Below are 24,720 nucleotides of genomic sequence, written 5' to 3'. Positions count from 1 at the left end.
ACTGACTTATAAATTATAGAAATGAATAACGTTTTTTCATTACAAAGAAAAGTAATAGTAGTAACCGGGGCCACCGGAATATTAGGTGAAGCTTTTATCAACGGAATTGCCCAGGCAGGTGGAATCGTAGGTGTATTAGGCCGAAATGAGAAAGTAGCAAATGAAAGAGCTGATGTGATTATAAAGAATGGAGGACAAGCAATTGCCTTAATTGCGGATGTTACCAATGAACAGGATCTTATAAAAGCCCGTGAAACATTACTTTCGAAATACGGAAAAATAGACGGATTGGTAAATGCAGCCGGCGGAAACATGCCTGATGCTGTTGTGCAGCCGGGACAAGATGTTTTTCAATTAAATATTGAGGCATTGCAGCAAGTCATGAATCTAAATCTGTTCGGAACCATATTACCAACACAGGTTTTTGGTGAAGCCATCAAAAATACCGGAAGCGGCAGTGTAGTAAACATTTCATCCGTTTCATCAGAACATGCTTTGACAAGAGTATTAGGCTATAGTCTGGCAAAATCGGCTATTGATTCATACACAAGATGGTTTTCGGTTGAACTTGCCAATAGATTTGGTGACAAAATACGAATGAATTCTATTGTTCCTGGTTTTTTCCTGACAGAACAAAACAGAAAACTTTTAACAAACGAAGACGGAAGCCTTACCGAAAGAGGAAATCTAATTATCCAAAATACGCCTTTTAGCCGTTTTGGAAATCCGGATGAACTGATCGGAGCTTTAATTTGGCTGTTAAGTGATGCTTCTAAATTTGTTACAGGATCAAAAGTAACTTTAGACGGAGGATTTTCTGCTTTTAGCGGAGTTTAAAACATAATCACATACAGATTGTCAGACTGAGCGGAGTCGAAGTCCTTGTTTATCAAAAAGGCTTTAATTCAACTCAGAATAAATTTTAAAAAAATATTGCTATATGAAAATGACACAAACCTGGAGATGGTTCGGACCGAATGATCCGGTTACATTGCAAGATATAAAACAAACAGGCGCTGTCGGGATTGTGACGGCACTGCATCATATTCCGAATGGAGAAGTCTGGACTGTTGATGAAATCGTTAAAAGAAAAAACGAAATTGAAAACAGTGGATTAATCTGGTCTGTGGTAGAGTCAGTTCCGGTTCATGAAAGCATCAAAACGCAAATAGGTAATTATAAAGTTTATATCGAAAATTACAAACAGAGCATTCGAAATCTGGCAAGCTGTGGTATCTCGATTGTGTGTTATAATTTTATGCCGGTTTTGGACTGGACAAGAACTGATCTGGCTTTTGAAGTAGAAGATGGCTCCAAAGCACTGCGTTTTGATACGGCCGCTTTCGCTGCATTTGATCTTTATCTGCTAAAAAGACCAAATGCAGAAAATGATTATTCTGAATTACAGAAAAATAAAGCCAAAGAATATTTAGATAAACTGTCTGATGATGACAAAACAAAACTGATCAAAAATATAATTGCCGGTCTGCCGGGTGCAGAAGAAGGTTATACGTTGGAGCAGTTTCAAAAAACTTTAGACACTTATGCAGGTATTGATGCTGTAAAGTTAAAAGAACATTTGGTTTCTTTCTTAAAACAGATTATTCCTGTTGCTGAGGAAAATAAGGTTTTAATGTGTATTCATCCGGATGATCCGCCTTACCAGATATTAGGATTACCCAGAGTGGTAAGTACAGAAGCAGACTTTGATTATTTATCAAAAGAAGTCCCAAGCAGAAATAACGGAATCACATTTTGTACCGGTTCACTTGGTGTAATTCAGAAAAACAATTTAGAACAAATGTTCAGGAAATTTGCTGACAGAGTGCATTTTATTCATTTAAGAAGTACGCAAAGAGATGAATCGGGAAATTTTTACGAAGCCAATCATTTAGAAGGAAATGTAGATATGTTTGCCGTTGTTAAAGAAATATTGACTGAGCAAAAACGAAGATCTGCAGAAGGAAGAACTGATTCCAGAATTCCGATGAGACCCGATCACGGACATCAGATGCTGGATGATTTACATAAAAAAACAAATCCGGGCTATTCTGCAATCGGAAGATTAAGAGGACTGGCTGAATTACGGGGGTTGGAAGAAGGGATAATTCGTTCGATGAATTAAAAAATAAATTTTAAACACATAGAAGCATAGTCTTTCTCCTTTTAAAAAGAAAGATTTAATGACCAATCGGACACATAGCTCATGTGTATTTAAAATGAGTGAAACGACTTTTAAGTATTTCGGATAGTTTGTTCCTATGTGTTTAAAATTATATTTTGAATGGATTCTATTTAAGCTTTAAAAATAAAAACAGATGATAAAGAAATCTATAATTACCGCAATCATTTTTTGTATTTCATTGACTGCCGTAGCGCAAAAAGTGTATGATGTGAAAAAATATGGAGCCAAAGGAGATGGCAAGACGAATGATGCCGTTGCAATCCAAAAAGCTATTGATGCCTGTAGCAAAACGGGAGGTCAGGTATTAATTCCGGCACCTTTTACATTTTTGACAGGACCTTTTAATGTAAAATCGAATGTAGATTTGCATATTGAGGCAGGAGCTAAAATTTTGGCAAGTCCTGATGAAAAATTATACACAGAAAGTGCTTTTCGTGAAAATAAAGGAGAAGGTACCATCTGGATTGGAGGGAAGAATATAGAAAATTTTAGCATTAGCGGAAGCGGTAAAATCGATGGAAACGGAATCTCTTTTATGGGAGCTGAAGAAGATGATGCTTATATATTGAAACCTTTTAATGTATTAGATCCGCGTCCTCATGTTTTGACAATTATTGGAGGAAAAAATATTAGAATAAAAGATGTTCATATCGGAAATTCAGCTTATTGGACGGTTCATCTGGTAGGCTGCAATGATGTAGTTATTAGTGGAATTACCTTATTGAACAGTTTAAAAGTTCGAAATAGCGATGGTATCGATTTGGATCATTCTAAAAATGTTCGCATCAGTGATTGTTATATCGAAAGTGGTGATGACTGCATTTGCCTGAAAAACAGAAGAGAATTTGAAGAATTTGGTGCCTGCGAAAATATTACGGTTACAAATTGTACTATGACCAGCAGCAGTTGCGCAATCAAAATCGGTTCAGAAAATATGGATGCTATCAGACAAGTGGTTTTCAATAATTGCATCATCAAAAAAAGTAATAGAGGCGTTGGAATTCAGAATAGGGATGAAGGGACTGTGAGCGATGTTATTTTCTCGAATATGATTATCGAAGGTCAGCTAACGACTGATACCTGGTGGGGAAAAGCAGAACCTATTTATGTAACAGCTTACAGTCGCGCAAACGGAAACCACAAAGATGCTAACTGGCGTTTTCCAAAAGGTGCTACAGAAGGAAAAGTAGGGGCAATCAGTAATATTTATTTTACGAACATTCAGTGTTTTGGTGAGAATGGAGTTTATGTTAGTGGAGAAACGAAGGACAAAATAAAAAACATCGTTTTTGAAGGTGTGAATGTTTTTATTGATAAAACATCTAATTTTTCCGGAGGAATTTACGATCGCCGTCCGTCAAAAATGGATGGTTTTGTGAAAGGCAGTACCTCAGGTTTCTATTTGGATACAGCTGAAAATATAAAAGTTCAAAATTGTTCTGTAAACTGGGGAAAAAACAGACCGGATTATTTTAAATATGCTGTCGAGAGTAAAAATGTTGATGTTTTAAAAGTGAATAATTTAGATGGTGAATCAGCTTTTCCACAGAAATATGAAGCGGTGAAAAAACAATAATTCAAATTATTGTTGCAAAATCAGCTTTTTAAAATAAACTTTAAATAAATTAGCAACACTAAATTATCAACCATCATAAAAAATGAAAAATAATATTATTACCAAGATAATCATTGGCGGTTTACTTTTCAATGGTATTTCTATACATGCCCAAAAAACAATTTTAGAAGTTGATGTTGCTAAAACCGTTACAAAGATTCAGCCTACCATGTTCGGTTTGTTTTTTGAAGATATCAATTTTGCTGCAGATGGCGGATTGTATGCCGAAATGATTAAAAACAGATCTTTTGAATTTGAAAAACCCTTGATGGGATGGGAACAGCCGAATACCAAAAGGTCTTCAATGAATATGAATTCCGGTGTTGCGACTCCTATTAAAGTATTAGAAAACGAAACCAATCCAAACTTTTGCCGTATCCTTATCAATGACGACAAAGGATATGCTATAATAAACGAAGGTTTTAGAGGAATGGGGGTTAAAAAAGATGCCAAATACAATTTTTCTCTAAAAGCTGCTAATCATAACGGAGCCATTAAAAAAATAATTGTTCAGTTAATTGATAAAGATAAAAAAGTAATTGGCGAAACGAGTATTGTTCCTACATCAAATGAATGGGAGAGTTATACTGCACAATTTACAGCTATTCAAACTGAAGCAAAAGCGAAACTAAAAATAACTTTTGAAGGAACAGGTACAATTGATTTGGACATGATTTCATTGTTTCCTGAAGATACCTGGAAAAACAGAAAAAACGGTTTAAGAAAAGATCTTGTACAGCTTTTGTATGATATAAAACCGGGATTTTTGCGTTTCCCTGGCGGTTGTATAGTAGAAGGAAGAACTTTGTCAGATCGTTATCAGTGGAAAAAATCGGTGGGAGATGTTGAAGACAGAAGAACAATGATGAACCGCTGGAATGTGGAATTCAATCATAAACAGACTCCAGATTATTTTCAAAGTTTCGGACTTGGTTTTTACGAGTATTTCCAGCTTTCAGAAGATATTGGTGCAACTCCGTTACCTATTTTGAGCTGTGGAATGGCATGTCAGTACAATACAGGTGAATTGGCTCCTATAGAAGAGTTAGATCCTTATATTCAGGATGCTTTAGATTTAATTGAATTTGCCAATGGTTCAGAAGAAACTACCTGGGGATTAATTCGTTCCGACATGGGACATACAAAACCATTTAATCTGAAATACATTGGTGTTGGAAATGAGCAATGGGGACCTGATTATATTGAACGATATAAAGTTTTTGAAAAAGCAATAAAGGCAAAATATCCAAACATCATAATTGTTTCAGGAAGCGGGCCATCACCGGATGGTGAACATTTTGACTTCGCAATGGCAGAACTTAAAAAGCTCAATGCAGAACTGATAGATGAACATTATTATAAAAGTCCGCAATGGTTTAGAGAAAATGCTTCCCGTTATGATAATTATGACCGAAAAGGTCCAAAAATATTTGCAGGTGAATATGCTGCGCAAAGTGTTTCAGGTGCAAATCCAAATAACAGAAACAATTGGGAGTGTGCTTTTTCTGAAGCAGCATTCATGACCGGATTAGAGAGAAACGCAGAAGTAGTAAATATGACATCGTACGCTCCGTTAATGGCTCATGAAGATGCATGGCAATGGACACCTGATATGATCTGGTTTAATAATTTACAATCTTATGGCTCTGCTAATTATTATGTTCAAAAATTATTTTCTACCAATAAAGGAACCGATTTACTGAATATTACCAAAGAAGGAAAGCCTTTAACAGGGCAAAATGATTTGTATGCATCTGCTACAAAAGATGTAAATACAAAAGAAGTAATTATAAAACTGGTAAATACAGCCGCAACGCCACAAGAAATTACAGTTGATTTAAAGGGAGGAAAATTTTCTTCTAAAGGAACTATAATTACACTTGCAAGTCCAAATTTACAAGACGAAAACACCTTTGCCGCTCCTAATAAAATAAGTCCAAAAGAAAGTACTTATAGCTTGAAAGGTGAAAAAGCATCCCTAAAGTTGCAAGCTTATTCGGTAACCGTTTTGAAATTAAAGAGTAAATAAAAGATTTAAATATTCAAAGCCTCCAAAATCATTTGATATTGGAGGCTTTTGTTTTAAAATCATATAAATCAATTTTTATTATCAATTAAATAATAATGATAAAATATTTTTATTAAAAATCACTTAAATATCTTTAGTTAAAAAGATTTTTTTGAAAAAATGGTACTAAGTCCTCGTTTTATAAAAAAGCGTTCTTAAATCAGCTTATTTAAAGTTTAGCAGCTTTTTAGGGTAAAAATAAAATTTATCAAATAAAAAATCCCACTTCAACGAAATGGGACTAATTTTATAAAATCATTTTAATTCGTTATTTACTTTTTTTTAAAGCATCTAATAATTCGACCATATCCACTACAGCATACGTAGATGAATAATCCGATACAGCATAAGGCAATATTAGACTGTTGTTATGAATAATTGCTCCGCAGGAATATACAACATTCGGAACATAGCCTTCACGCTCATCTTCTAACGGGGCAAGTAAAGGCTCAGTAAGTCTGCCTATTTCTTTAGACGGATCATCAAGATCAAATAATGATGCTCCAATACAATAGCGTCTCATTGTACCAACACCGTGAGTGATTACAAGCCAGCCATCTTCAGTCCAAAGAGGAGAACCGCAATTTCCTATTTGTGTCAGTTCCCAGGTATATCTTGGCTCCTGAAGGAGAATTGGATTATTCCACTGTGTTGCTCTTTCAGAAAACATGATGTAATTGTTTACACCATCAATTCGGGAAAGCATAGCGTATTTTCCTTTTATTTTTCGTGGAAATAAAGCCAGATTTTTATTTTGTGCACCATCTCCATGCAATGGCATTACCCTAAAACTATAAAAATCTTCTGTAGAAATAAGCTTAGGTAATATCGCATGACCATTATAAGCTGTATAAGTTGCCATAACAGTTACAGAATCATCATCATCAACAAAACGTACAAAACGGGCATCTTCTATTCCACGGCTTTCAGAATCAGATATTGGAAAAATAACCCTTTCTGTAATATCAGCATCATGGCTGAATTGTAAATCATAAAATGAATTGGCCAGCCAGATGATTTCTTCAAGAGCAGTTCTTCGTTCTTGCTTCATTGAAGGATCGTTTAAAGCTGTATTCACAATATTTTTAAGGACAACAAACTCAAATTCATCCGGAAGCCCCTGCATAATCTGGTCAATGTATTTGTCCTGAGTATGCATCTCAGACAATTTGGTCAAAAAGCGTTTTTTATTGAATAAACTTTTATGATCAATATCTGCTTTATCAATCTGATTCCCAATTTTCATTATCTGTAAATCGTTGTTTTTGTCGAGAATTCCTCTTCTGAATACAATAGATGAAATATGGCCTTCACCTGTTGCACGAAAAGAAATGATGACTCTTTTTTCACCGGTCTCAAGTCCGGACTGATCAAAATCTTCTACGATTGAGGGATTAAAAATGGCTGCGGATTCTATAGCATATTCCATTGTGCAATAAGAACCAATCAGCATTTTTCGATTCAGGGACATTGCTTCGTAATCAATCTGCATAGCTTCAATCAGAGGCTTTATTTTTTCACAGTGTCTGAAAAAAATGGCCGAAATATTTCGGTGGCGCCTGGCAAATTCACGAAGTGTCTGTTCTAAGGTATCATACACTTGTTTTTCATCCAGCATCATTATACGGATTACCATTTGTTGCGTCCGTTCATCACCATTCATAAAATATCTTGCTACAACTCTTCGGGAATCTGGGGTAAACTTTATATTTTTTCGAATGACAGATACGCGCATAATTAATTGTTTTTATAATAAAAGAAAACTTAATTTCATTGAAGTTAGCAAAAAATGTCAAGAAAGAAACTTTATTTTTTGTTAAAATTCTCAATTAAGAATGTGCTTCCTCAATTAATCCAAAGCGGACAGAATATCGATTTTGCTTGAAAGAAGTTTTTAAAAACGATTATTTTTTTGTGAAGTAATCCCCTTTTTGGGGCATTTTTAACTCTTTTTTATACAGCAGATGCAGATATACCCCTTCTATTTTGTTGTAAAGCCCCTCCTGGCTTATGTGTCGTTATCTAAATTTGTAACAAGTTCTTTATTTCTGATTCAGTTTGTCTTTAATTTCTTTTCTGATAATAATTATAAAGTGAATCTGAAATAAAATTGCGGAGTACTACATCTTAACCTGATTTTGTAAAAATAATTAAATGAAAAAAATTGTATTAGCACTTGCTTTGTTTTTGAGCCTGCAAAATAATTACGCCCAAAATAATGAATGGGAAAATCCCCGGATACTTGACAGGGGGAAAGAAGCGGGCAGGAGTTCCTTCCTTTTATACAGTAATGAAGTCGAATTAAAAGGTAATAATCTTCAAAAATCAGAATTGTATCAGAGTTTGAACGGAAACTGGAAATTCAATATTGTTCAAAATCCGTCTCAAAGACCAACAGATTTTTTCACAACTATGCTGAATGATACCGGGTGGAAAAATATTCAGGTACCTTCGAACTGGGAATTACAGGGTTACGATATCCCTATTTATACGAATATTACATATCCTTTTCCTAAAAATCCTCCTTTTATAAATGGCGATTATAATCCGGTGGCTACTTACAGACGTACTTTTGAGGTAGCTGATTCCTGGAAAGACAAAGAAATTATATTGCATTTTGGTTCTATTTCAGGCTATGCCAGAGTATTTCTGAACGGAAAAGAAGTCGGTATGACCAAAGCATCCAAAACTCCGGCAGAATTTAATATTACTTCTTTTCTGACAAAAGGAGAAAACTTAATTGCGGTTCAGGTATTTCGCTGGCATGACGGAAGCTATCTGGAAGATCAGGATTTCTGGAGGTTAAGCGGTATCGAACGTGATGTGTATTTGCAGGCAATGCCAAAAACTACAGTTTGGGATTATTTTGTAAAAAGTGATTTGGACAATCAATACAAAAACGGAATTTTCAATCTGGATGTTACTCTAAAACATTTCGAAAAGAATACGATTAAAAATCCGTCTGTTAAAGTAGAATTGTTTGATAAAGAAGGAAAAACAGTTTATTCTGAAAGTAAAAAGGTAAACGCCAAAGAAGAAAAAATCAGCTTTACAGGTACAATTGAAAATGTAAAACAATGGAATGCAGAAACGCCAAATCTGTACCGATACAAAATTACATTATTAGACAATAAAGGAAAAACGCTCGAAATTGTTTCTAAAAGAACAGGTTTTAGAAAAGTAGAAATCAAAAACGCTCAATTGTTGGTCAACGGAAAAGCAGTTTTGGTTAAAGGAGTAAATATTCATGAACATGATGACGAAACAGGGCATGTCCCAAATGAAAAAACTTCATTGAAAGATCTTAAGTTAATGAAAGAATTCAATATTAATGCAATTAGGATGAGTCATTATCCGCATGATCCGCATTTATATGAATTATGTGATGAATATGGTTTTTATGTTGTGGATGAAGCCAATATCGAATCACACGCTATGGGTGCCGAATGGCAAAACTGGTTCGATCAGAAAAAACATCCTGCTTATTTACCTGAATGGGCACCGGCACATTTGGATCGTATTAAAAGAATGTTTGCAGCTGACAAAAATCATCCTTCAATCATTATTTGGTCATTAGGAAATGAATGCGGGAACGGTCCTGTTTTCTACGACGCTTATGACTGGTTAAAACAAGTCGATTCAACTCGTCCGGTTCAGTTTGAACAGGCTGGAGAAAATAAAAATACAGATATTGTATGTCCAATGTATCCAGGAATTAAAAGCATGAAAAGTTATGCAGCAGCTGATAAAAAACGTCCGTACATTATGTGTGAGTATGCTCACGCAATGGGAAACAGTGGCGGAAATTTTCAGGAATACTGGGATATTATCAATAGCAGTAAGCATATGCAGGGTGGTTTTATCTGGGACTGGGTGGATCAGGGTATCAAAACCAAAAATGCAGAAGGCAAAACATTTTGGGCTTACGGCGGTGATTTAGGAGCTGAGAAACTTCAAAATGACGAAAATGGCTGTGCAGATGGTGTTATATTTTCAAACAGAACTCCAAAATCGGCTTTGTATGAAATTAAAAAAGTATATCAAAACATTGATTTTCATTTCAATAACTCAAATGAATTAGCCATTGTCAATCGTTTTAATTTTACCAATCTGTCTGATTATGCTTTTAAATGGGAAGTAATTAAAAATGGAGAAAAAACAAAATCAGGAGAATTTGATTTAGATGCCGCTCCTGGAGAACAGAAAAGAGTAGCCTTAGATTTAGGTTTGATTGACGAAACTTCAGAATATTTTTTAAATGTTTATGCATTTTCAAAATACGATGCGCCTTTAGTGGCAAAAGGTCATGAATTTGCCAGACAACAATTTGCAATAGGAAAAGGTTCTTATTTTAAAAATAACAGTATTGCAAAAAGTACATCTAAAGTGAAGCATACAGTTAAGAATAATGTGCTTTCTTTTGAAACAGAAAATGTAGCAGGAGAATTTGATTTGAAAAAAGGGGAAATCCTGAAATACAATTTAAAAAATGCCGATAATGCTATTTTTACCAATTTTCCGACGCCTTATTTCTGGCGTGCTCCAACAGATAATGATTTTGGAAGCGATATGCAGAATAAATTGGTAATCTGGAAAGAGGCATCCAAAAACCCAGTCATTATAAGTGCTCAGCTGGATAAAAATACTTCAGAAAGTTTGCTTGTAAAAGTAGCCTACAAATTAGCCGGAGTTGATGTTCCTTACACAGTAAATTATGTGATTCAGAACGATGGCTCGATAAAAGTGACTGCAGCTATTGATATTAGCGGAAAAGAATTGCCTGAATTGCCTCGTTTCGGAATGCGTTCAAAGTTAAACGGCTCTTATGATAACCTTACTTATTACGGAAGAGGACCATGGGAAAATTACTCCGATAGAAATTCGGCTTCGTTTGTTGGTGAATATTCAGATAAAGTGATCAATCAGTACACAAGTAATTACATTCGCCCTCAGGAAGGTGGTTACAAGACAGATGTTCGCTGGCTGACTTTAAAAAACAATAAAGGACAGGGCGTAAAAATTGACGGATTACAAACTCTTGGTTTTAGTGCACTGAATATTTCAACAGAGGATTTAGATCCTGGTAAAACGAAGGCTCAGCGCCATCCTTCAGATTTGGATTTAGATTCAAAAGAAGCAGTTTATCTGCATGTGGATTATAAACAAAGAGGTCTTGGCGGTGATGACAGCTGGGGGCGTTTGCCTCATGATCCGTACCGTTTATTGGACAAACAATACAGTTATTCTTATATAATTTCATTAATCAAATAATTTGACGTTTTTGTTTATGTTTGTGTAGAAAGAAAGCCTATGAGTTGTTCATAGGTTTTTCTGATTTAAGTTATATTTAGCCTTAAATACCTAATATTTTGAGAAATAAAGCCCTTTTATTTTTAATGTTTTTAGTTTGCGTTACGGCTAAGCCTCAGGCTGTAAAAACTTCAATTCCAAAATACGGACAGGAAAAATATGATATTGGTTATATCGGAATCCAAAATGGTCTTGCCAATAACGCTGTGACTTCTGTTTATAAAGATAAACGGGGTTTGATGTGGTTTGGAACATATGACGGAATCAGCAGGTATGACGGTTATAATTTTCTGAGTTTCAGAAACGAACCCAATGACGCCAATTCGTTAGTTAACAACAGAATTGTTAGTATTTGCGGAACTCAGAATGAAATTTGGATTGGTACAAAAGGGGGGATTAGTGTTTATGATTATTTAAGAAACAAGTTTACAACAAAGAGTTATACAGATGCGAAAACTTCCAAAAATGAAGTGATTGATTTTGTAGTCAATCAAATCAGGGATTTTAAATCAAAAATGTATATAGCGACAGCAGGTAAGGGTTTGCTTTATTACGCAGGAAATGAAGAGAAAATTATTCAGATTCCACTTTATGTCAAGGGAAAATTACTGTGGGACTATCATGTTCAGGAAATCGATTTTGATAAATCTGGTAAATTGTGGTGTTCTGTTGCCGGTGTTGGGCTTGCAACTATGGATATTTCAGCCAGAAAACTTTCAGTAGTTTTTCCGGTTGTTTTAGGAAGCGGCTGTATTTTATATGATAAGTTTTCAAATATCTGGCTTGGAGCAGAAGAAGGGTTGTTGAAATATAATGTTTTAAATAAAACGCATCATTTTTATAAGAATCAGGAAATTCAGTATCCTGTTTCAGATTTGATGTGTAAACCAGAAGCAAAAGAATTGTGGATCGCTACAAACGGGAACGGTATTGTAAAATACAATTATACTTCCGACAGTTTTTCTCCGCTAAGTTCAGACCTGAATGAAGAAAAGCTTAACAGTAACGCTATTTCTTCTCTGTTTTCAGATAATCAAAACCGCGTTTGGATTGGAACTTTGCGCGGAGGTGTTAATACAATTGAAGAAAGAAAAAGCCCTTTTACGACAATTTCAAAAAACGAAAAGATAAAAAATACACTGCCAAGTGATTTTATTCTTTCGTTATCCGAACAGGACAATGAAAATCTGTGGATAGGAACAGACGGAGGCGGTGTAAGTTTATGGAACAGAAAGAATAATACGTTTACAAATTATTCCTATGATGCAAACAATCCCAATTCGTTATCAAATAATTTCGTTTCAGCCATTGTAAAAGACACTAAAGGAACCTGGTTCGGGACTTACGGTGGAGGAGTTTGTCGGTTTAATTCCCAAACCCGAAGCTTTAAAAAATACAGTCTTTTTAATCCAAAACTAAATGGAAATCAAAAGAATATCTGGGTACTTTTTCGAAGCAAAAATAACGTTTTATGGGCCGCTTCTCCGGATGAAGAAGGGTTATATCGTTATAATGAAACAACGGATCACTTTGATTTTGTGGATGCCAAAATCAGAGGAATCATTTCGATGACAGAAGATAAAAACGGTAACCTTTGGATCGGAAATTTTTCGAAATTGTATCAGCTCAATCTTAAAACAATGAAACGAAAAGAGATTGATGTAAAATATCCGGTACGTTCTATTGTTTCGCATTCTGATACAAAAATGCTTGTGGGTACAGAAGGAGGCGGTTTGATGCTTTTGAATCCGCAGACTTTTAAAAGCAGTTTTTTGACTCAGAGAAATAAACTTCCCAATAACTCCGTATTAAATATTGTTCAGGATAATCAGGGGAATTATTGGTGCAGTACCTATAACGGAATATTTGTATACAATGTATCTAACGGAAAAATAACCAGTTATCATGATGCTGACGGACTTCAAAGCAATCAGTTTAATTACAATGCTGCCCTGAAACTTTCTACGGGCGAAATTGTATTTGGCGGAATTAAAGGTTTTAATATCATCAATACCAAAATAACGAATCAGTTTCATGATTTCCCAAAGCTGATTATGACTTCGATAAAAGTAAATAATAAGGTTTACGATCAAGAGGGTTTGTCTGTTTTCGGAATTGATAAATTAAAATTACCGTATGATGAATCGATGCTCAATATCGAATTTGCCGCATTAGAATATAGTCTGCCTGAAAAAATATCCTATGCTTATTTTTTAGAAGGCTGGGATTCGCAATGGCATTATGTGGACAATATCCGCAATGCAAATTATTCCAGAATAACAGAAGGCGATTATGTGCTTAAAATTAAATCTACCAATGCAGAGGGAATATGGAATACAAAATCTATTTCATTACCTGTTACCATCTTACCGCCTTGGTACAGAAGCGGCTTCGCCTATTTTGTCTATTTTCTCTTCGTTGGATTGATTATTTATGTAGTCGATAAATACCAGCGCCAACAGGAAAAACTGAAATATGAGGTAAGGCTTTCACAAGATTTAGCAAAACAGGAAAAAGAACTGAATGAAAAGAAATTAACATTTTTTACTAATATTTCACATGAATTCAGGTCGCCTTTAACTATGATTATCAATCCATTAAAGGAAATAATTTATGGTACAGATCAGCAGATAGATCCAGCGGCTATAGAAATGGTGTACAGCAATTCGAGAAGGTTACTGAGTCTGGTTGACCAACTGCTTCTTTTTAGAAAAACCGAAACTGAAACCGGAAAACTCAAAATTGGTCTGATTGATATTGTAGAATTATGTAAAGAGGTTTTTAGCTGTTTTGTGCAGCATGCCAAAACCAAAAAAATCGATTACAGTTTTAGTATTTCAGAAGAAAAAGTAATGGTTTATGTAGATCGGGAAAAAATTGAAATGGCGCTTTTTAATTTGATTTCGAATGCTTTAAAATTTACAGAAAAAGAAAACGGAGCTGTAACGGTTAATTTACGTTGTTCAGAAAATGAGGTAATTATCAATGTTATCGATAATGGAGAAGGAGTTTCGGATACTGATAAAGACAAAATTTTCAACCTGTTTTATCAGTCTAATCAAAACATACGGAATAACCGAAAAGGATTCGGAATTGGTCTTTATCTCGTAAAGCAGTTTATTACACAGCACCACGGAAAAGTAAGCTGTCGTGATAATGAAAATGGAGGATCTGTTTTTGAAATTAGATTATTACTCGGAAAAGAACACTTTGGAGATGTTGAAATTCGTGAAGATTTGAGTGACAGAACCTTGTTTTTAGAAGAAGTTTTAGAAGATACTGCAGTACAGGAAAATGTTCTGCAAACTGTTGAAGAGCCTGAGAATGTTCATGATTTGGTTAAGGATGCAAAAAGTATTCTGGTGGTAGATGATAATGTTCAGATCAGGAATTATTTAAAGCGGATATTAACGCCAAAGTATCATGTTACGGTAGCTGAAAATGCAGAAGCAGCGTTAGCCATAATTAAAAAAATAATGCCGGACCTGATTATTTCTGATGTCGTGATGGGAGAAATGAACGGAGTCGCTTTTTGCAAACACATTAAAACCGATGAAGAATTAAAGCATATTCCGGTCATACTGCTTACAGGAGGAACTTCTGAAGATGTAAAATTAAAAGGTGCAGAAGTAGGAGCTGATGATTATATTACAAAACCATTTGATAACGATTATTTATTGGCCCGAATCAGCGGAATATTTGCCAGACGTGACAGTGAACAGAATTATATGCTTAATTCGGTAACCAAAAAATCAGCCAGTTTAAAGTTATCTGATGAGGATAAAAAGCTGATTGATAAAATCGTAGATATTATTGATGCGAATCTGGATGTAGAGAATTTTAATGTAAATGATTTATCTGAACATTTAGGAATGAGTTATTCTTTGGTGTATAAAAAAATCAAAAAAATCACAGGAAAATCGGTTTCTGAGTTTACCCGAAATGTACGATTGCGAAAAGTAGCAACATTATTAATTACTACAGATTTGCAGATCAGTGAAGCGGCTTCAATTGCCGGTTTTGGTGATATTAAATATTTCAGGAAACACTTTCAGCAATTTTATAATTTAAATCCTTCGGAGTTTAAGAAGAAGTATCAAAATGTAAAGGATAATAAATATATTTTGAATGAAAGTTTCTGGAAATCAACGTGAATTGAAAACTACTGTCTGGCTGAGTCCATTCGGCTTCCTTCAGGATGAACTAAAGTCGAAGCCCTTAAAGCTTTTACGGTTAAAAAGCCTTCGACACCGCTCAGGATGACAATGTTATTCAGAAGGAGCAAAAGAAATTTTAATAAATAAAAAAAATATTCTTTACATATAGCAACTCTGTGTTTTTGAATAAGTGAAACGCCTTTTTTAAGAATACAAAACTATAATTTCTATGTGTTAAGAAATTAATTATATCAAACGAGTTATGAGTAAATATTTTAGAAACGCTGTTTTATTAGCATTTATATATTTAACAGAGATTAATACAATTCAGTCACAATCAAAAAAGCTTGAAAAAGATTCACCTAAAAAAGTGCGTGAATTTTTCGTCGCTTCTTTAATCAAAATAGGAGATCCCGTATTGGATGCATTAAGTAAAAATCAATTAAAAGTATTAATGCCCGTAGAAAAATCTCCAGGTGCCTGGGATGAAAGAACTAATGTAACCTATTTGGAAGCTTTTGGAAGAACACTTTCCGGAATGGCTCCGTGGCTGGAATTAGGCCCGGATGAAACTCCTGAAGGAAAACTGAGAGCAAAATATATTGATTTGGCTCAGAAATCCATTCACAATGCTACAGATCCCAACGCGGCAGATTTTATGAATTTTGTAAAAGACAGACAACCTCTTGTTGATGCGGCTTTTTTTGCCCAAGCCTTGCTTCGTGCACCAAAGCAACTTTGGGAACCGCTGGACCCTGTTACAAAAGAGAATGTTATTAAAGCTTTAAAATCAACCAGAGCAATTGAACCTTATCATAGCAACTGGCTGCTTTTTGCCGGAATGATAGAAGCTGCCATAATTAAATTCGATAAAGACCCGGATAATAACCGGTTGAATTATGCTTTATCAGAACACAAAAAATGGTATCTGGGCGACGGAACATACGGTGATGGGCCTGATTTTCACTGGGATTATTACAACAGTTTTGTAATTCATCCTATGCAACTGGATATTTTAACTGTATTGAAAGAGAAAAACAACGACTACAAAACCGATTATCATACCGAATTAAAAAGAGCAAGACGTTATGCAGCTATTCAGGAAAGATTTATCTCTCCAGATGGCACTTATCCGCCCATTGGCAGATCATTAGCGTATCGTTTTGGTGCTTTTCAGTTATTATCTCAAATTGCGCTCTGGAAAGAATTGCCAAAAGAAGTTGCTCCCGCACAGGTTCGGTCGGCTCTCTATACTATGATTCACAACCAGATAAATGCAAAAGGTACTTTTGATAAAAAAGGCTGGCTTCAGGTAGGTTTATACGGTCATCAGAATAACATTGGTGAAGGTTATATCTCAACAGGAAGTTTATATTTGTGTTCCGAAGCCTTTTTAGTTTTGGGCTTACCGGAAACAGATTCGTTTTGGAGGGATGCTTATGAGCCGTGGACACAAAAGAAAATATGGTCTGGTCAGCAGATTCCAATTGACCATGCTGAAAAATAATCGTTATAATGCGAATTGAAACAATAAAAGATAAGACAGAAAATGGATTGGAGATATAACACAATATGGCTTGAACAATTAGAGCAGAACAAAATTTTTCATAAGAATTTTAAAGAAAATTCTATTCAAACAGCAAATAAGATTTTTGAAAACTCTGAATACGCAATTATATGGCATTTAAAAGAGAAGCTAAACTCATTTGATAATTTATCAAAAAACGACAAACTTTTATATCTTGAATTAAATTTGGCTAATATTAGAAACTTAACAGGGCTTGAAAAATTCAATAATCTCAGAAGACTTGAACTGCATTATTGTACAAAGCTTGAAGATGATAAAGGCTTGGGACAGACTAGTAACAGTTTAGAGTTTTTACATATCAACCAATCTAAAAAATTTAAATTTACTGACGAACTTTCGAAGTTAAAAAAACTTAAAGTCTTGTGTTTAAATTCCTGTGCATCGATTGAAAACCTTAATTTTTTAAGTGATTTTCCCAATCTTATAGATTTCCGTTTTGTAAATACGAACATTTTGGATGGGAATTTAAAACCAATTCTTGAACATCCTACAATACGAACAGTCGGTTTTTTAAATAAGAAACATTATAACTACAAGGCGGAAAAAATTAAATCTGAGCTTGAAGAAAAATTCGATAGAGACTATAAAACAATTATTCAAAAAGGAGAATATTCAACCTATAGATATGATTACTAAAAAAATTAAAGGCTAATATAGATTCTTTTTATATAAAGTGAAACGCCTTTTTTAGAGTTTACAAAAACTATGATTCTATGTGTTTAGAAAAAACTTTACTAACAGATTTCAAACCAAATTTTTATATAATGATAAATTTAAAAAACTCATTTTTTATTGCATTGGCGGCTGTTTCCCTTTTAAGCTGCAAAAGCACAGCCCAAAAGACATCAGCGATAAAACAATCAAAGAAAGAAGTTATTTCGATTATTAATAAAGTCAACAATCACTGGCAGGAAACACATCCTGAACCTGGGAATTCTTTTTGGCATGTTTCGGCCTACCATACCGGAAATATGGAAGCTTACAAAGTGACCCAAAACAAAAAGTATCTGGATTATTCTATGGTCTGGGCCGAGAAGAACCAATGGATGGGAGCCAAATCAAATGACAAATCGGAGTGGAAATACAATTATGGAGAAACCGACAAACACGTTTTGTTTGGAGACTGGCAGATTTGTTTTCAAACCTATATTGACTTATACAATTTTACAGGAAAAAACGATCCACGCAAAATTGCACGTGCCCGCGAAGTGATGGAATATGAAATGAGCACTTCAGCAATTGATTACTGGTGGTGGGTAGATGGTTTATATATGGTAATGCCGGTAATGACAAAGTTATACAACGTTACCGGAAACGAAATGTATCTGGAAAAGCTGCATTCTTATCTGCAATATGCCGATGGAATTATGTATGATAATGAAGCTAAACTATATTTTCGTGATGCCAAATATGTTTATCCAAAACACAAAAGTGCTAACGGCAAAAAAGACTTTTGGGCAAGGGGAGACGGCTGGATTTTTGCCGGTTATGCCAAAATTATTCAGGATTTGCCTAAAACAGCTAAACATAGAAGCGAATACATTAACCGTTTTAAAGATATGGCTCAGGCTTTAGCAGCAGCTCAGCAAAAAGAAGGCTATTGGACAAGAAGTATTCTCGATCCTGAACATGCCCCGGGACCTGAAACAAGCGGAACAGCCTTTTTTACGTACGGATTTTTATGGGGAATCAATAACGGAATTTTAGATAAGAAAACCTATCTGCCTGTTGTCCAAAAATCATGGAATTACTTAACAACATTTGCACTTCAGGAAGATGGTACAGTTGGATATATGCAGCCTATTGGAGAAAAAGCAATTCCGGGGCAGGTGGTAGACAAAAATTCTACAGCTGATTTTGGAGTAGGGGCTTTTCTACTCGCAGCATCAGAAATGTATCGTTATGTAAAATGATGTATCATTATTTCACACTATTATGAGGCTGTCTATTTTGACAGCCTTTTTGTTTTTAAGCTAATTATTAATCTTTTTATGATAAAAATTAACTACTTAATTCCCTGAAAAATCTCGTTTTGAATTTTAAATAATTATGTATAAAATATTTTTAACCATGTTTTTTTATCATGACAATAAAAAAAACTTGTATTTAATGGTAAAATGCTGATTTACCCCTTTTATAATGCTGTAATTACCCCCTTTCACTTATACATGTTGAATTAGATTTGTCTTGTAAATCATGGGGTTGCATAGAATTTATGGTTCTAAAAAATCAATTTAGAATTCTCAATTGTATTCTCCTGCTATTACAAACTTAACTAATCAATTAACCAAAAATTACTACCAAAAATGACAAATTTTATTAGGAAAATCAAAGCTCCTGATTGTACATCAGGATTTGATTTGAAAAAGAAACTTACAATATTTTGTGTATTGGTTTCCTTATCTCAAATGCATGCACATACTGCTGCATCAGCGAGTACAAAAGAGTTTGAAAAAATACAGCAGCAAAACAGTATAACCGGACAGGTTAAAGATCAAAATGGTATTCCGTTACCGGGAGCTACTGTTTCTATAAAAGGAACAAAAATTGGAACTACAACAGATTTCGACGGAAAATTTAGTTTAGCAGGAGATGAAAATTCAGTATTGGTTGTTTCATTTGTTGGTTTTATAACCCAGGAAATAGTTGTAAAAAACAAATCGAATATTGTTGTACAATTAAAAGAGAATGCAGCAGCTTTAGAGGAAGTTGTAGTCGTAGGATATGGTAAAATGAAGAAAAAGGATTTAACCGGAGCGATTGTTCAGGTTAAGCCGGAAGCTTTGGCAAATCAAAATCCACAGACTGTTCAGGATTTATTACGAGGCGTTCCAGGTTTGAAAGTGGGGTACTCAGCTGATGCAAAAGGAGGAGGCTCATTACAGATTCGAGGCCAGACTTCTGTTTACAATCCTGATGGTGCAAATCGTAATTCACCTCTTATTATTTTAGATGGAATGCAGTTTTATGGAGAACTGTCAGAAATCAATCCTGATGATGTTGGTCAGATTGATGTTTTAAAAGATGCATCAGCAACAGCTATATTTGGTTCTAAAGCCTCTGCAGGAGTTATTGTTATTTCGACAAAAAGAGGAAAAACAGGTAAGCCTGTCATAAACGTTACTACCAACACAACAATTGTCAATGAAAGTGCCTATCGCGATGTATATTCTCCGGAAGGATATGTAAAATATCGTCAGGATTGGGAAACGGCTAAGACATATGGTCAAAATACAGCTACCGGAAATTATGAAGCATGGATAACAGGAACCGCTGCCGGCAAACCAGGATACTATACAAATCCAGGCCAATTAGACCAATATGGCATTACTGAAGCACAATGGCTGGCTTATCAGCCTGTTGGACAAACACAAGGAAAGAGTCTGAATGAAGTATGGGGACTGCGTTTGGGAATTACCGACCCAACGCTTTTGAAAAATTTTACAGAAGGAAAAACACACAACTGGTATGACAGTACTTTTAGAACAGGAATCAATCATGATAATAATTTAAGTGTTTCAGGAGCAAGTGATAAAGTAAATTATTATATGTCTTTGGGATATTTAACTTCAGAAGGAGCTATACAAGGTAATGATTATGAAGCAGTTCGTGCCAATATGAAAGTGGATGCCAAAATTACGAGCTGGCTGGAATTTGGAGCAAACGTTAATTTTCAGGATCGTACAGATGGAGATATTGCTGTTGGTACAGGTACAAATTACTGGGATGCTAATATGTTAAGAAACAGCCCGTTTTCTAACTTTAAAGATGCAAACGGCGCATATGAAAGACAACCGATGGGGGCAACAATTGGAGGATATAACTATTACTATGATCGTCAGTTTATCGAACTTGAAAAAGGCTATACTGTATTGAATACTATTTTCAATACCAAGGTAAGTTTACCTTTTGGAATTAGTTATTCTTTTAATGTGGCGCCACGCTATCAATTTTTTTACAATCGTTATTTTCAGTCAGCAGGACATAAAGGATGGAATGCTGCTACTATAGGTGTAGATAGGGAAAATGGTAAAAATTTTACATGGAATCTGAATAATACCTTAACATGGGATTATACATTTGCCGAAAAACACCACATTATAGCCACTTTTGTTCAGGAAGCTGAAGAACTGAAAACATGGTCAGATCGCATTGATGCCAATAATATTCAGCCTTCAGATGCATTAGGGTTTCATAATATTGCTAATGCCACACTTGCAAACAGTACATTTACATCCAACGATACGCATCAAACGGCCGATGCATTAATGGCGAGACTTTTCTATTCGTTTGATGATCGATATATGGTAACAGGAACGATACGCCGCGATGGATATTCAGCATTTGGATCTACAGATCCGTATGGAGTTTACCCTTCTGTAGCAGCTGCATGGACTTTTAATAAAGAAAGCTGGTTCAATTGGGCTCCTATGAGTACAGGTAAATTACGTTTATCATGGGGTAAAAACGGTAACAGAACGCTTTCTGATCCCTACATAGCTTTAGCAAACTTAAGTTCTGGTACCGGTGCAACAATGGGTTATATTGATGCTTCAGGAAACATTGTTGATGTGAAATATTTAGGAATCGATCGTATGGCAAATCCAAATTTGCAGTGGGAAAAAACAGAAGCAACCAATATTGGTCTTGATCTTGGTTTTTTAAATGATCGAATTACAAGTACAATTGATGTTTACAGATCAGTTACTCATGACATGATAATGATTCAACGTTTACCTGGTTTTACAGGATTTGGATCAATTGCAACCAATCTTGGAGAAGTTGAAAACAGAGGTATCGAGATAGCTCTTAATACCATAAATATAAAAAATCCAAATTTTGAATGGTCTACTATGGCCGCCTTTTCATACAACAAGAATATCATTAATGCATTATACGGTAATATGGAAGATATCAAGGATGCTAATGGTAATGTTATTGGAAAAAAAGAGTCTGATGATAAAACCAATGGATGGTTTATAGGAAGACCAATCTCTCAAATCTGGGATTACAAAGTAATCGGAATCTGGCAAAAAGAGGAGTGGGAAGAAGCTGCAAAATACGGACAGCGTCCTGGAGATCCAAAAGTTGAAAACAGCTACACGGCTGATGATGTAAATGGAAAACCTGTTTATAATGAAAAAGACAAACAATTTTTAGGACAGACAGCTCCTCCAATTAACTGGTCTCTTCGTAATGAATTTAAATTCTATAAAAACTGGAACCTGGCAATCAATATGTATTCCTACATGGGGCACAAATCACTTGACGGACGCTATATGAATACTTACAATGATGGTAGTTTGTATACAAACAATTATAACCCGTTTGTAAATCCATATTGGACAATTGATAACCCTACCAATGACTGGGCACGTCTTGATGCAAGAGGACCAGCAGGAGCCGGAACACAAAAATTATACGATCGTAGTTTTATTCGTTTAGATAATATTTCGCTGGCTTACACGCTTCCTAAAGATCTTTTAGACCGCCTGCATGTTAGGAATTTCAAAATTTATGCTTCAGTTCAAAACGCCGCAACATGGTCTGCTTCCGGAGAATGGAAGTATTATGGAGACCCGGAAACAGGTGGACTGGCTACGAGAATGTTTAATTTAGGTTTTAACGTTTCACTTTAATAATTATTCAACAATGAAAAAATATATAAAAAATAAAATCTCAACACTAGCACCTTTAGTAGCAATGACTGCTCTTTTGGCTTCTTGTTCAAAGGATTTTCTGGAGCCTGATCCACTATCGTTTTACGAACCTGAAACTACATTTTCAACAGAATCTGGTTTGCAGGCAGTTTTAGCAAGTGCTGATAAACAATTACGTAATAATTATATTCATTACAATAATGCCGGTAATAGTGTGCCTATTGGTACGGAATATGTTTTTTCTGATATGGCAAAATATGGAAAAACTGATAACACCAGTACTATTTCTGATTTTGCTAATACGATAGTCCCTACCGGAAGTTTTAAAACGGCAACAAATGATGATTTTTATCTTGGGTTTTACTGGGACGAAGCTTATACCGGTATTAAACATGCCAATACTATATTGACATACATTGATAAGGTGACCAGTTTAACTCAGGAAGTTAAGAATAAATATATCGGTCAGGCTTATTTTCACAGAGCATATCGCTATCTAAATCTGGTATATCAATTTGGAGATATACCGTTAATTACTAAAATTCTGGAAGTTCCAAAACAGAGTTATTACTCTACTAAAAAAGAAGCTATCATTGAAATGATTACGGCAGATATGGAAAAGGCTGTAGAATGGGTTCCGGAACAGTCAAAACTGCCTTATTTAGGTGTGGTGAATAAAGGAGCATGCCGTCAATTGCTGATTAAATGTTATCTGGCTTCAGGAAGATTTGCAGAAGCTGAAGCGCAGGCAAATATCCTTATTAATCAGTCAGGTTATTCTTTAATGCAAAGTAATTTTGGAACTTTTGATCAGGGAGGAAATCCAACAACATGGACAATTACCAGAAACGTTATTTGGGATTTACACAGACCTGAAAACAAGGTTATCGCTGCTAATAAGGAAGCAATATTGATTATGCCAAACGGAGGAGTACAGTCGTTTTTACCTTTTGCCTGTATGAGGATTTTTGGACCTAACTGGAATTCTGGTACTTTAACAACACCTGATGGTAAACAGGCAGCTGCCCGTTTTGCCTCAAACAATGCAAATTATCAGGCCAAATATGATTATGCAAGAGCATTAGGACGTGGTATTGCTACAATTAGTGCTTCCTATTATTCACAGCATCCTATGTGGGTTGTTAACGGTATTGAGGACAAGCAGGATCTGCGTCATAATAATACTGTTGGTAACTGGGTGAACATGGAAGATCTTAAATACAGCGATAAGACTTCTGCATATTATCAGCAAAATTTTAGAATGAAACATAATGGTGTTCTGTTATCAAAAGACACTCTTCGTGAATGGTTTGACTTTCCACTGTATAAAATCTATCTGCATGATGTTGTAAATGAAACTAATCCAAATGCAACTGATTTTCAGGGAGCCAGTACCGGAAGTAAAGCGCATTGGTATTTATATCGTTTAGCTGAAACTTATCTGTTAAGAGCAGAAGCACGTTTTTATCAGGGTAATGTTGGCGGGGCTGCTCAGGATGTCAATGTTGTCAGAGCCAGAGCGGGAGCTTCTCAAATGTATACTAACGTAACTATTGGAGATATTTGTGCGGAAAGAGGAAGAGAACTTTATCTGGAAGAATGGAGAAATGTAGAATTAAAACGTATTTCGCATTGTCTCGCACTCAGTGGGAAACCTGATGAATGGGGTCAGACATACAGTTTAAACAATTGGGACAAACAATCCGGAACTGATGCAGCCGGAGGCAGTTACTGGTATCAGCGTATTGTACATTATACACTTTATAACAAATACCCAAGCGGAATTGTGGTACCAAATGGGACTAAATTTTATACGATGGACAAACGCAACAATTACTGGCCAATTCCAAATAGTGCTATAACGGCTAACATTAAAGGCAAATTAAGTCAGAACTTTGGTTACGACGGTTATGATGCCAACGTTAAAGTATGGGATAAATGGCAGGATGCTGTTGCAGATGAAAGTCAGATTTAATATTCATCCACGTTTACAGATTCAATTATTCTGTAAGTTCTAAATTTCAATTTTCCCCAAATATAAAGTAGTAATAGCAGTTCAAAATCAAATCGCGATTTTGAACTGCGAGGCTACTATTGCTGATTTTTTAAATAATAATAATTAAAGTATTAAATAAAG

The 24,720-nt window shown here is 35.1% G+C and carries 13 protein-coding genes; 11 read left to right on the top strand and 2 right to left on the bottom strand.

Features of this window, described 5'->3' with window-relative positions:
- Window positions 1-21: 21 nt before the first annotated feature.
- From GWR14_RS01935 to GWR14_RS01920, 4 genes are all read left to right on the top strand, one after another.
- Window positions 22-837, top strand: a complete 816-nt coding sequence (locus tag GWR14_RS01935; RefSeq protein ID WP_163407261.1) for an SDR family oxidoreductase — start codon at window positions 22-24, stop codon at window positions 835-837.
- A gap of 109 nt (window positions 838-946) precedes the next feature.
- Window positions 947-2,125 (top strand): mannonate dehydratase, encoded by a 1,179-nt coding sequence (uxuA, locus tag GWR14_RS01930; protein WP_187356520.1) that lies wholly within the window; start codon window positions 947-949, stop codon window positions 2,123-2,125.
- 193 nt (window positions 2,126-2,318) lie between these two features.
- Entirely contained in the window at window positions 2,319-3,761 is a 1,443-nt protein-coding gene (locus tag GWR14_RS01925) for a glycoside hydrolase family 28 protein (protein WP_163407259.1), read from the top strand.
- An 82-nt stretch (window positions 3,762-3,843) separates the two neighbouring features.
- Window positions 3,844-5,829, top strand: a complete 1,986-nt coding sequence (locus tag GWR14_RS01920; RefSeq protein ID WP_163407258.1) for an alpha-L-arabinofuranosidase C-terminal domain-containing protein — start codon at window positions 3,844-3,846, stop codon at window positions 5,827-5,829.
- A gap of 307 nt (window positions 5,830-6,136) precedes the next feature.
- Here the strand turns inward: GWR14_RS01920 and GWR14_RS01915 are convergent, their stop codons facing one another.
- Window positions 6,137-7,603: a glycoside hydrolase family 130 protein gene (locus tag GWR14_RS01915; RefSeq protein ID WP_163407257.1), complete on the bottom strand. Its 1,467-nt coding sequence runs from the start codon at window positions 7,601-7,603 to the stop codon at window positions 6,137-6,139.
- Window positions 7,604-8,022: 419 nt separating this feature from the next.
- On the opposite strand from GWR14_RS01915, the gene GWR14_RS01910 reads away from it, so the two are divergent.
- On the top strand, window positions 8,023-11,139 hold the full coding sequence (locus tag GWR14_RS01910) for a glycoside hydrolase family 2 TIM barrel-domain containing protein (protein WP_163407256.1): 3,117 nt from the start codon (window positions 8,023-8,025) through the stop codon (window positions 11,137-11,139).
- A gap of 98 nt (window positions 11,140-11,237) precedes the next feature.
- Window positions 11,238-15,332, top strand: coding sequence for a hybrid sensor histidine kinase/response regulator transcription factor (locus GWR14_RS01905; RefSeq protein ID WP_163407255.1), 4,095 nt, complete (start codon window positions 11,238-11,240; stop codon window positions 15,330-15,332).
- 8 nt (window positions 15,333-15,340) lie between these two features.
- On the opposite strand, the gene GWR14_RS24005 is transcribed toward GWR14_RS01905, so the two are convergent.
- Window positions 15,341-15,463, bottom strand: a complete 123-nt coding sequence (locus tag GWR14_RS24005; RefSeq protein WP_262888204.1) for a hypothetical protein — start codon at window positions 15,461-15,463, stop codon at window positions 15,341-15,343.
- Window positions 15,464-15,597: 134 nt separating this feature from the next.
- On the opposite strand from GWR14_RS24005, the gene GWR14_RS01900 reads away from it, so the two are divergent.
- The 5 genes from GWR14_RS01900 (at window position 15,598) to GWR14_RS01880 (ending at window position 24,558) form a co-directional block, all read left to right on the top strand.
- Window positions 15,598-16,842 (top strand): DUF2264 domain-containing protein, encoded by a 1,245-nt coding sequence (locus GWR14_RS01900; RefSeq protein ID WP_163407254.1) that lies wholly within the window; start codon window positions 15,598-15,600, stop codon window positions 16,840-16,842.
- Window positions 16,843-16,884: 42 nt separating this feature from the next.
- Window positions 16,885-17,559, top strand: a complete 675-nt coding sequence (locus GWR14_RS01895; RefSeq protein ID WP_163407253.1) for a hypothetical protein — start codon at window positions 16,885-16,887, stop codon at window positions 17,557-17,559.
- A 128-nt stretch (window positions 17,560-17,687) separates the two neighbouring features.
- Window positions 17,688-18,836 (top strand): glycoside hydrolase family 88/105 protein, encoded by a 1,149-nt coding sequence (locus GWR14_RS01890; protein ID WP_163407252.1) that lies wholly within the window; start codon window positions 17,688-17,690, stop codon window positions 18,834-18,836.
- A 393-nt stretch (window positions 18,837-19,229) separates the two neighbouring features.
- A complete protein-coding gene (locus GWR14_RS01885) occupies window positions 19,230-22,562 on the top strand; it encodes a SusC/RagA family TonB-linked outer membrane protein (RefSeq protein ID WP_163407251.1) in 3,333 nt (1,110 codons plus the stop codon).
- A 13-nt stretch (window positions 22,563-22,575) separates the two neighbouring features.
- Complete coding sequence (locus GWR14_RS01880) at window positions 22,576-24,558, top strand: RagB/SusD family nutrient uptake outer membrane protein (protein WP_163407250.1); 1,983 nt, start codon at window positions 22,576-22,578, stop codon at window positions 24,556-24,558.
- The last annotated feature ends 162 nt before the right edge of the window (window positions 24,559-24,720 follow it).

The organism is Flavobacterium ajazii, assembly GCF_010614725.1.
Lineage (GTDB): Bacteria > Bacteroidota > Bacteroidia > Flavobacteriales > Flavobacteriaceae > Flavobacterium > Flavobacterium ajazii.
This window is presented reverse-complemented; position numbering and strand designations above follow the sequence as displayed.

Excerpts from the sequence above, each read along its gene's own strand:
- GWR14_RS01935 (WP_163407261.1), top strand. The coding sequence starts at position 22 with ATGAATAACGTTTTTTCATTACAAAGAAAAGTAATAGTAGTAACCGGG.
- uxuA (WP_187356520.1), top strand. The coding sequence starts at position 947 with ATGACACAAACCTGGAGATGGTTCGGACCGAATGATCCGGTTACATTG.
- GWR14_RS01925 (WP_163407259.1), top strand. The coding sequence starts at position 2,319 with ATGATAAAGAAATCTATAATTACCGCAATCATTTTTTGTATTTCATTG.
- GWR14_RS01920 (WP_163407258.1), top strand. The coding sequence starts at position 3,844 with ATGAAAAATAATATTATTACCAAGATAATCATTGGCGGTTTACTTTTC.
- GWR14_RS01915 (WP_163407257.1), bottom strand. The coding sequence starts at position 7,603 with ATGCGCGTATCTGTCATTCGAAAAAATATAAAGTTTACCCCAGATTCC.
- GWR14_RS01910 (WP_163407256.1), top strand. The coding sequence starts at position 8,023 with ATGAAAAAAATTGTATTAGCACTTGCTTTGTTTTTGAGCCTGCAAAAT.
- GWR14_RS01900 (WP_163407254.1), top strand. The coding sequence starts at position 15,598 with ATGAGTAAATATTTTAGAAACGCTGTTTTATTAGCATTTATATATTTA.
- GWR14_RS01895 (WP_163407253.1), top strand. The coding sequence starts at position 16,885 with ATGGATTGGAGATATAACACAATATGGCTTGAACAATTAGAGCAGAAC.
- GWR14_RS01890 (WP_163407252.1), top strand. The coding sequence starts at position 17,688 with ATGATAAATTTAAAAAACTCATTTTTTATTGCATTGGCGGCTGTTTCC.
- GWR14_RS01885 (WP_163407251.1), top strand. The coding sequence starts at position 19,230 with ATGACAAATTTTATTAGGAAAATCAAAGCTCCTGATTGTACATCAGGA.
- GWR14_RS01880 (WP_163407250.1), top strand. The coding sequence starts at position 22,576 with ATGAAAAAATATATAAAAAATAAAATCTCAACACTAGCACCTTTAGTA.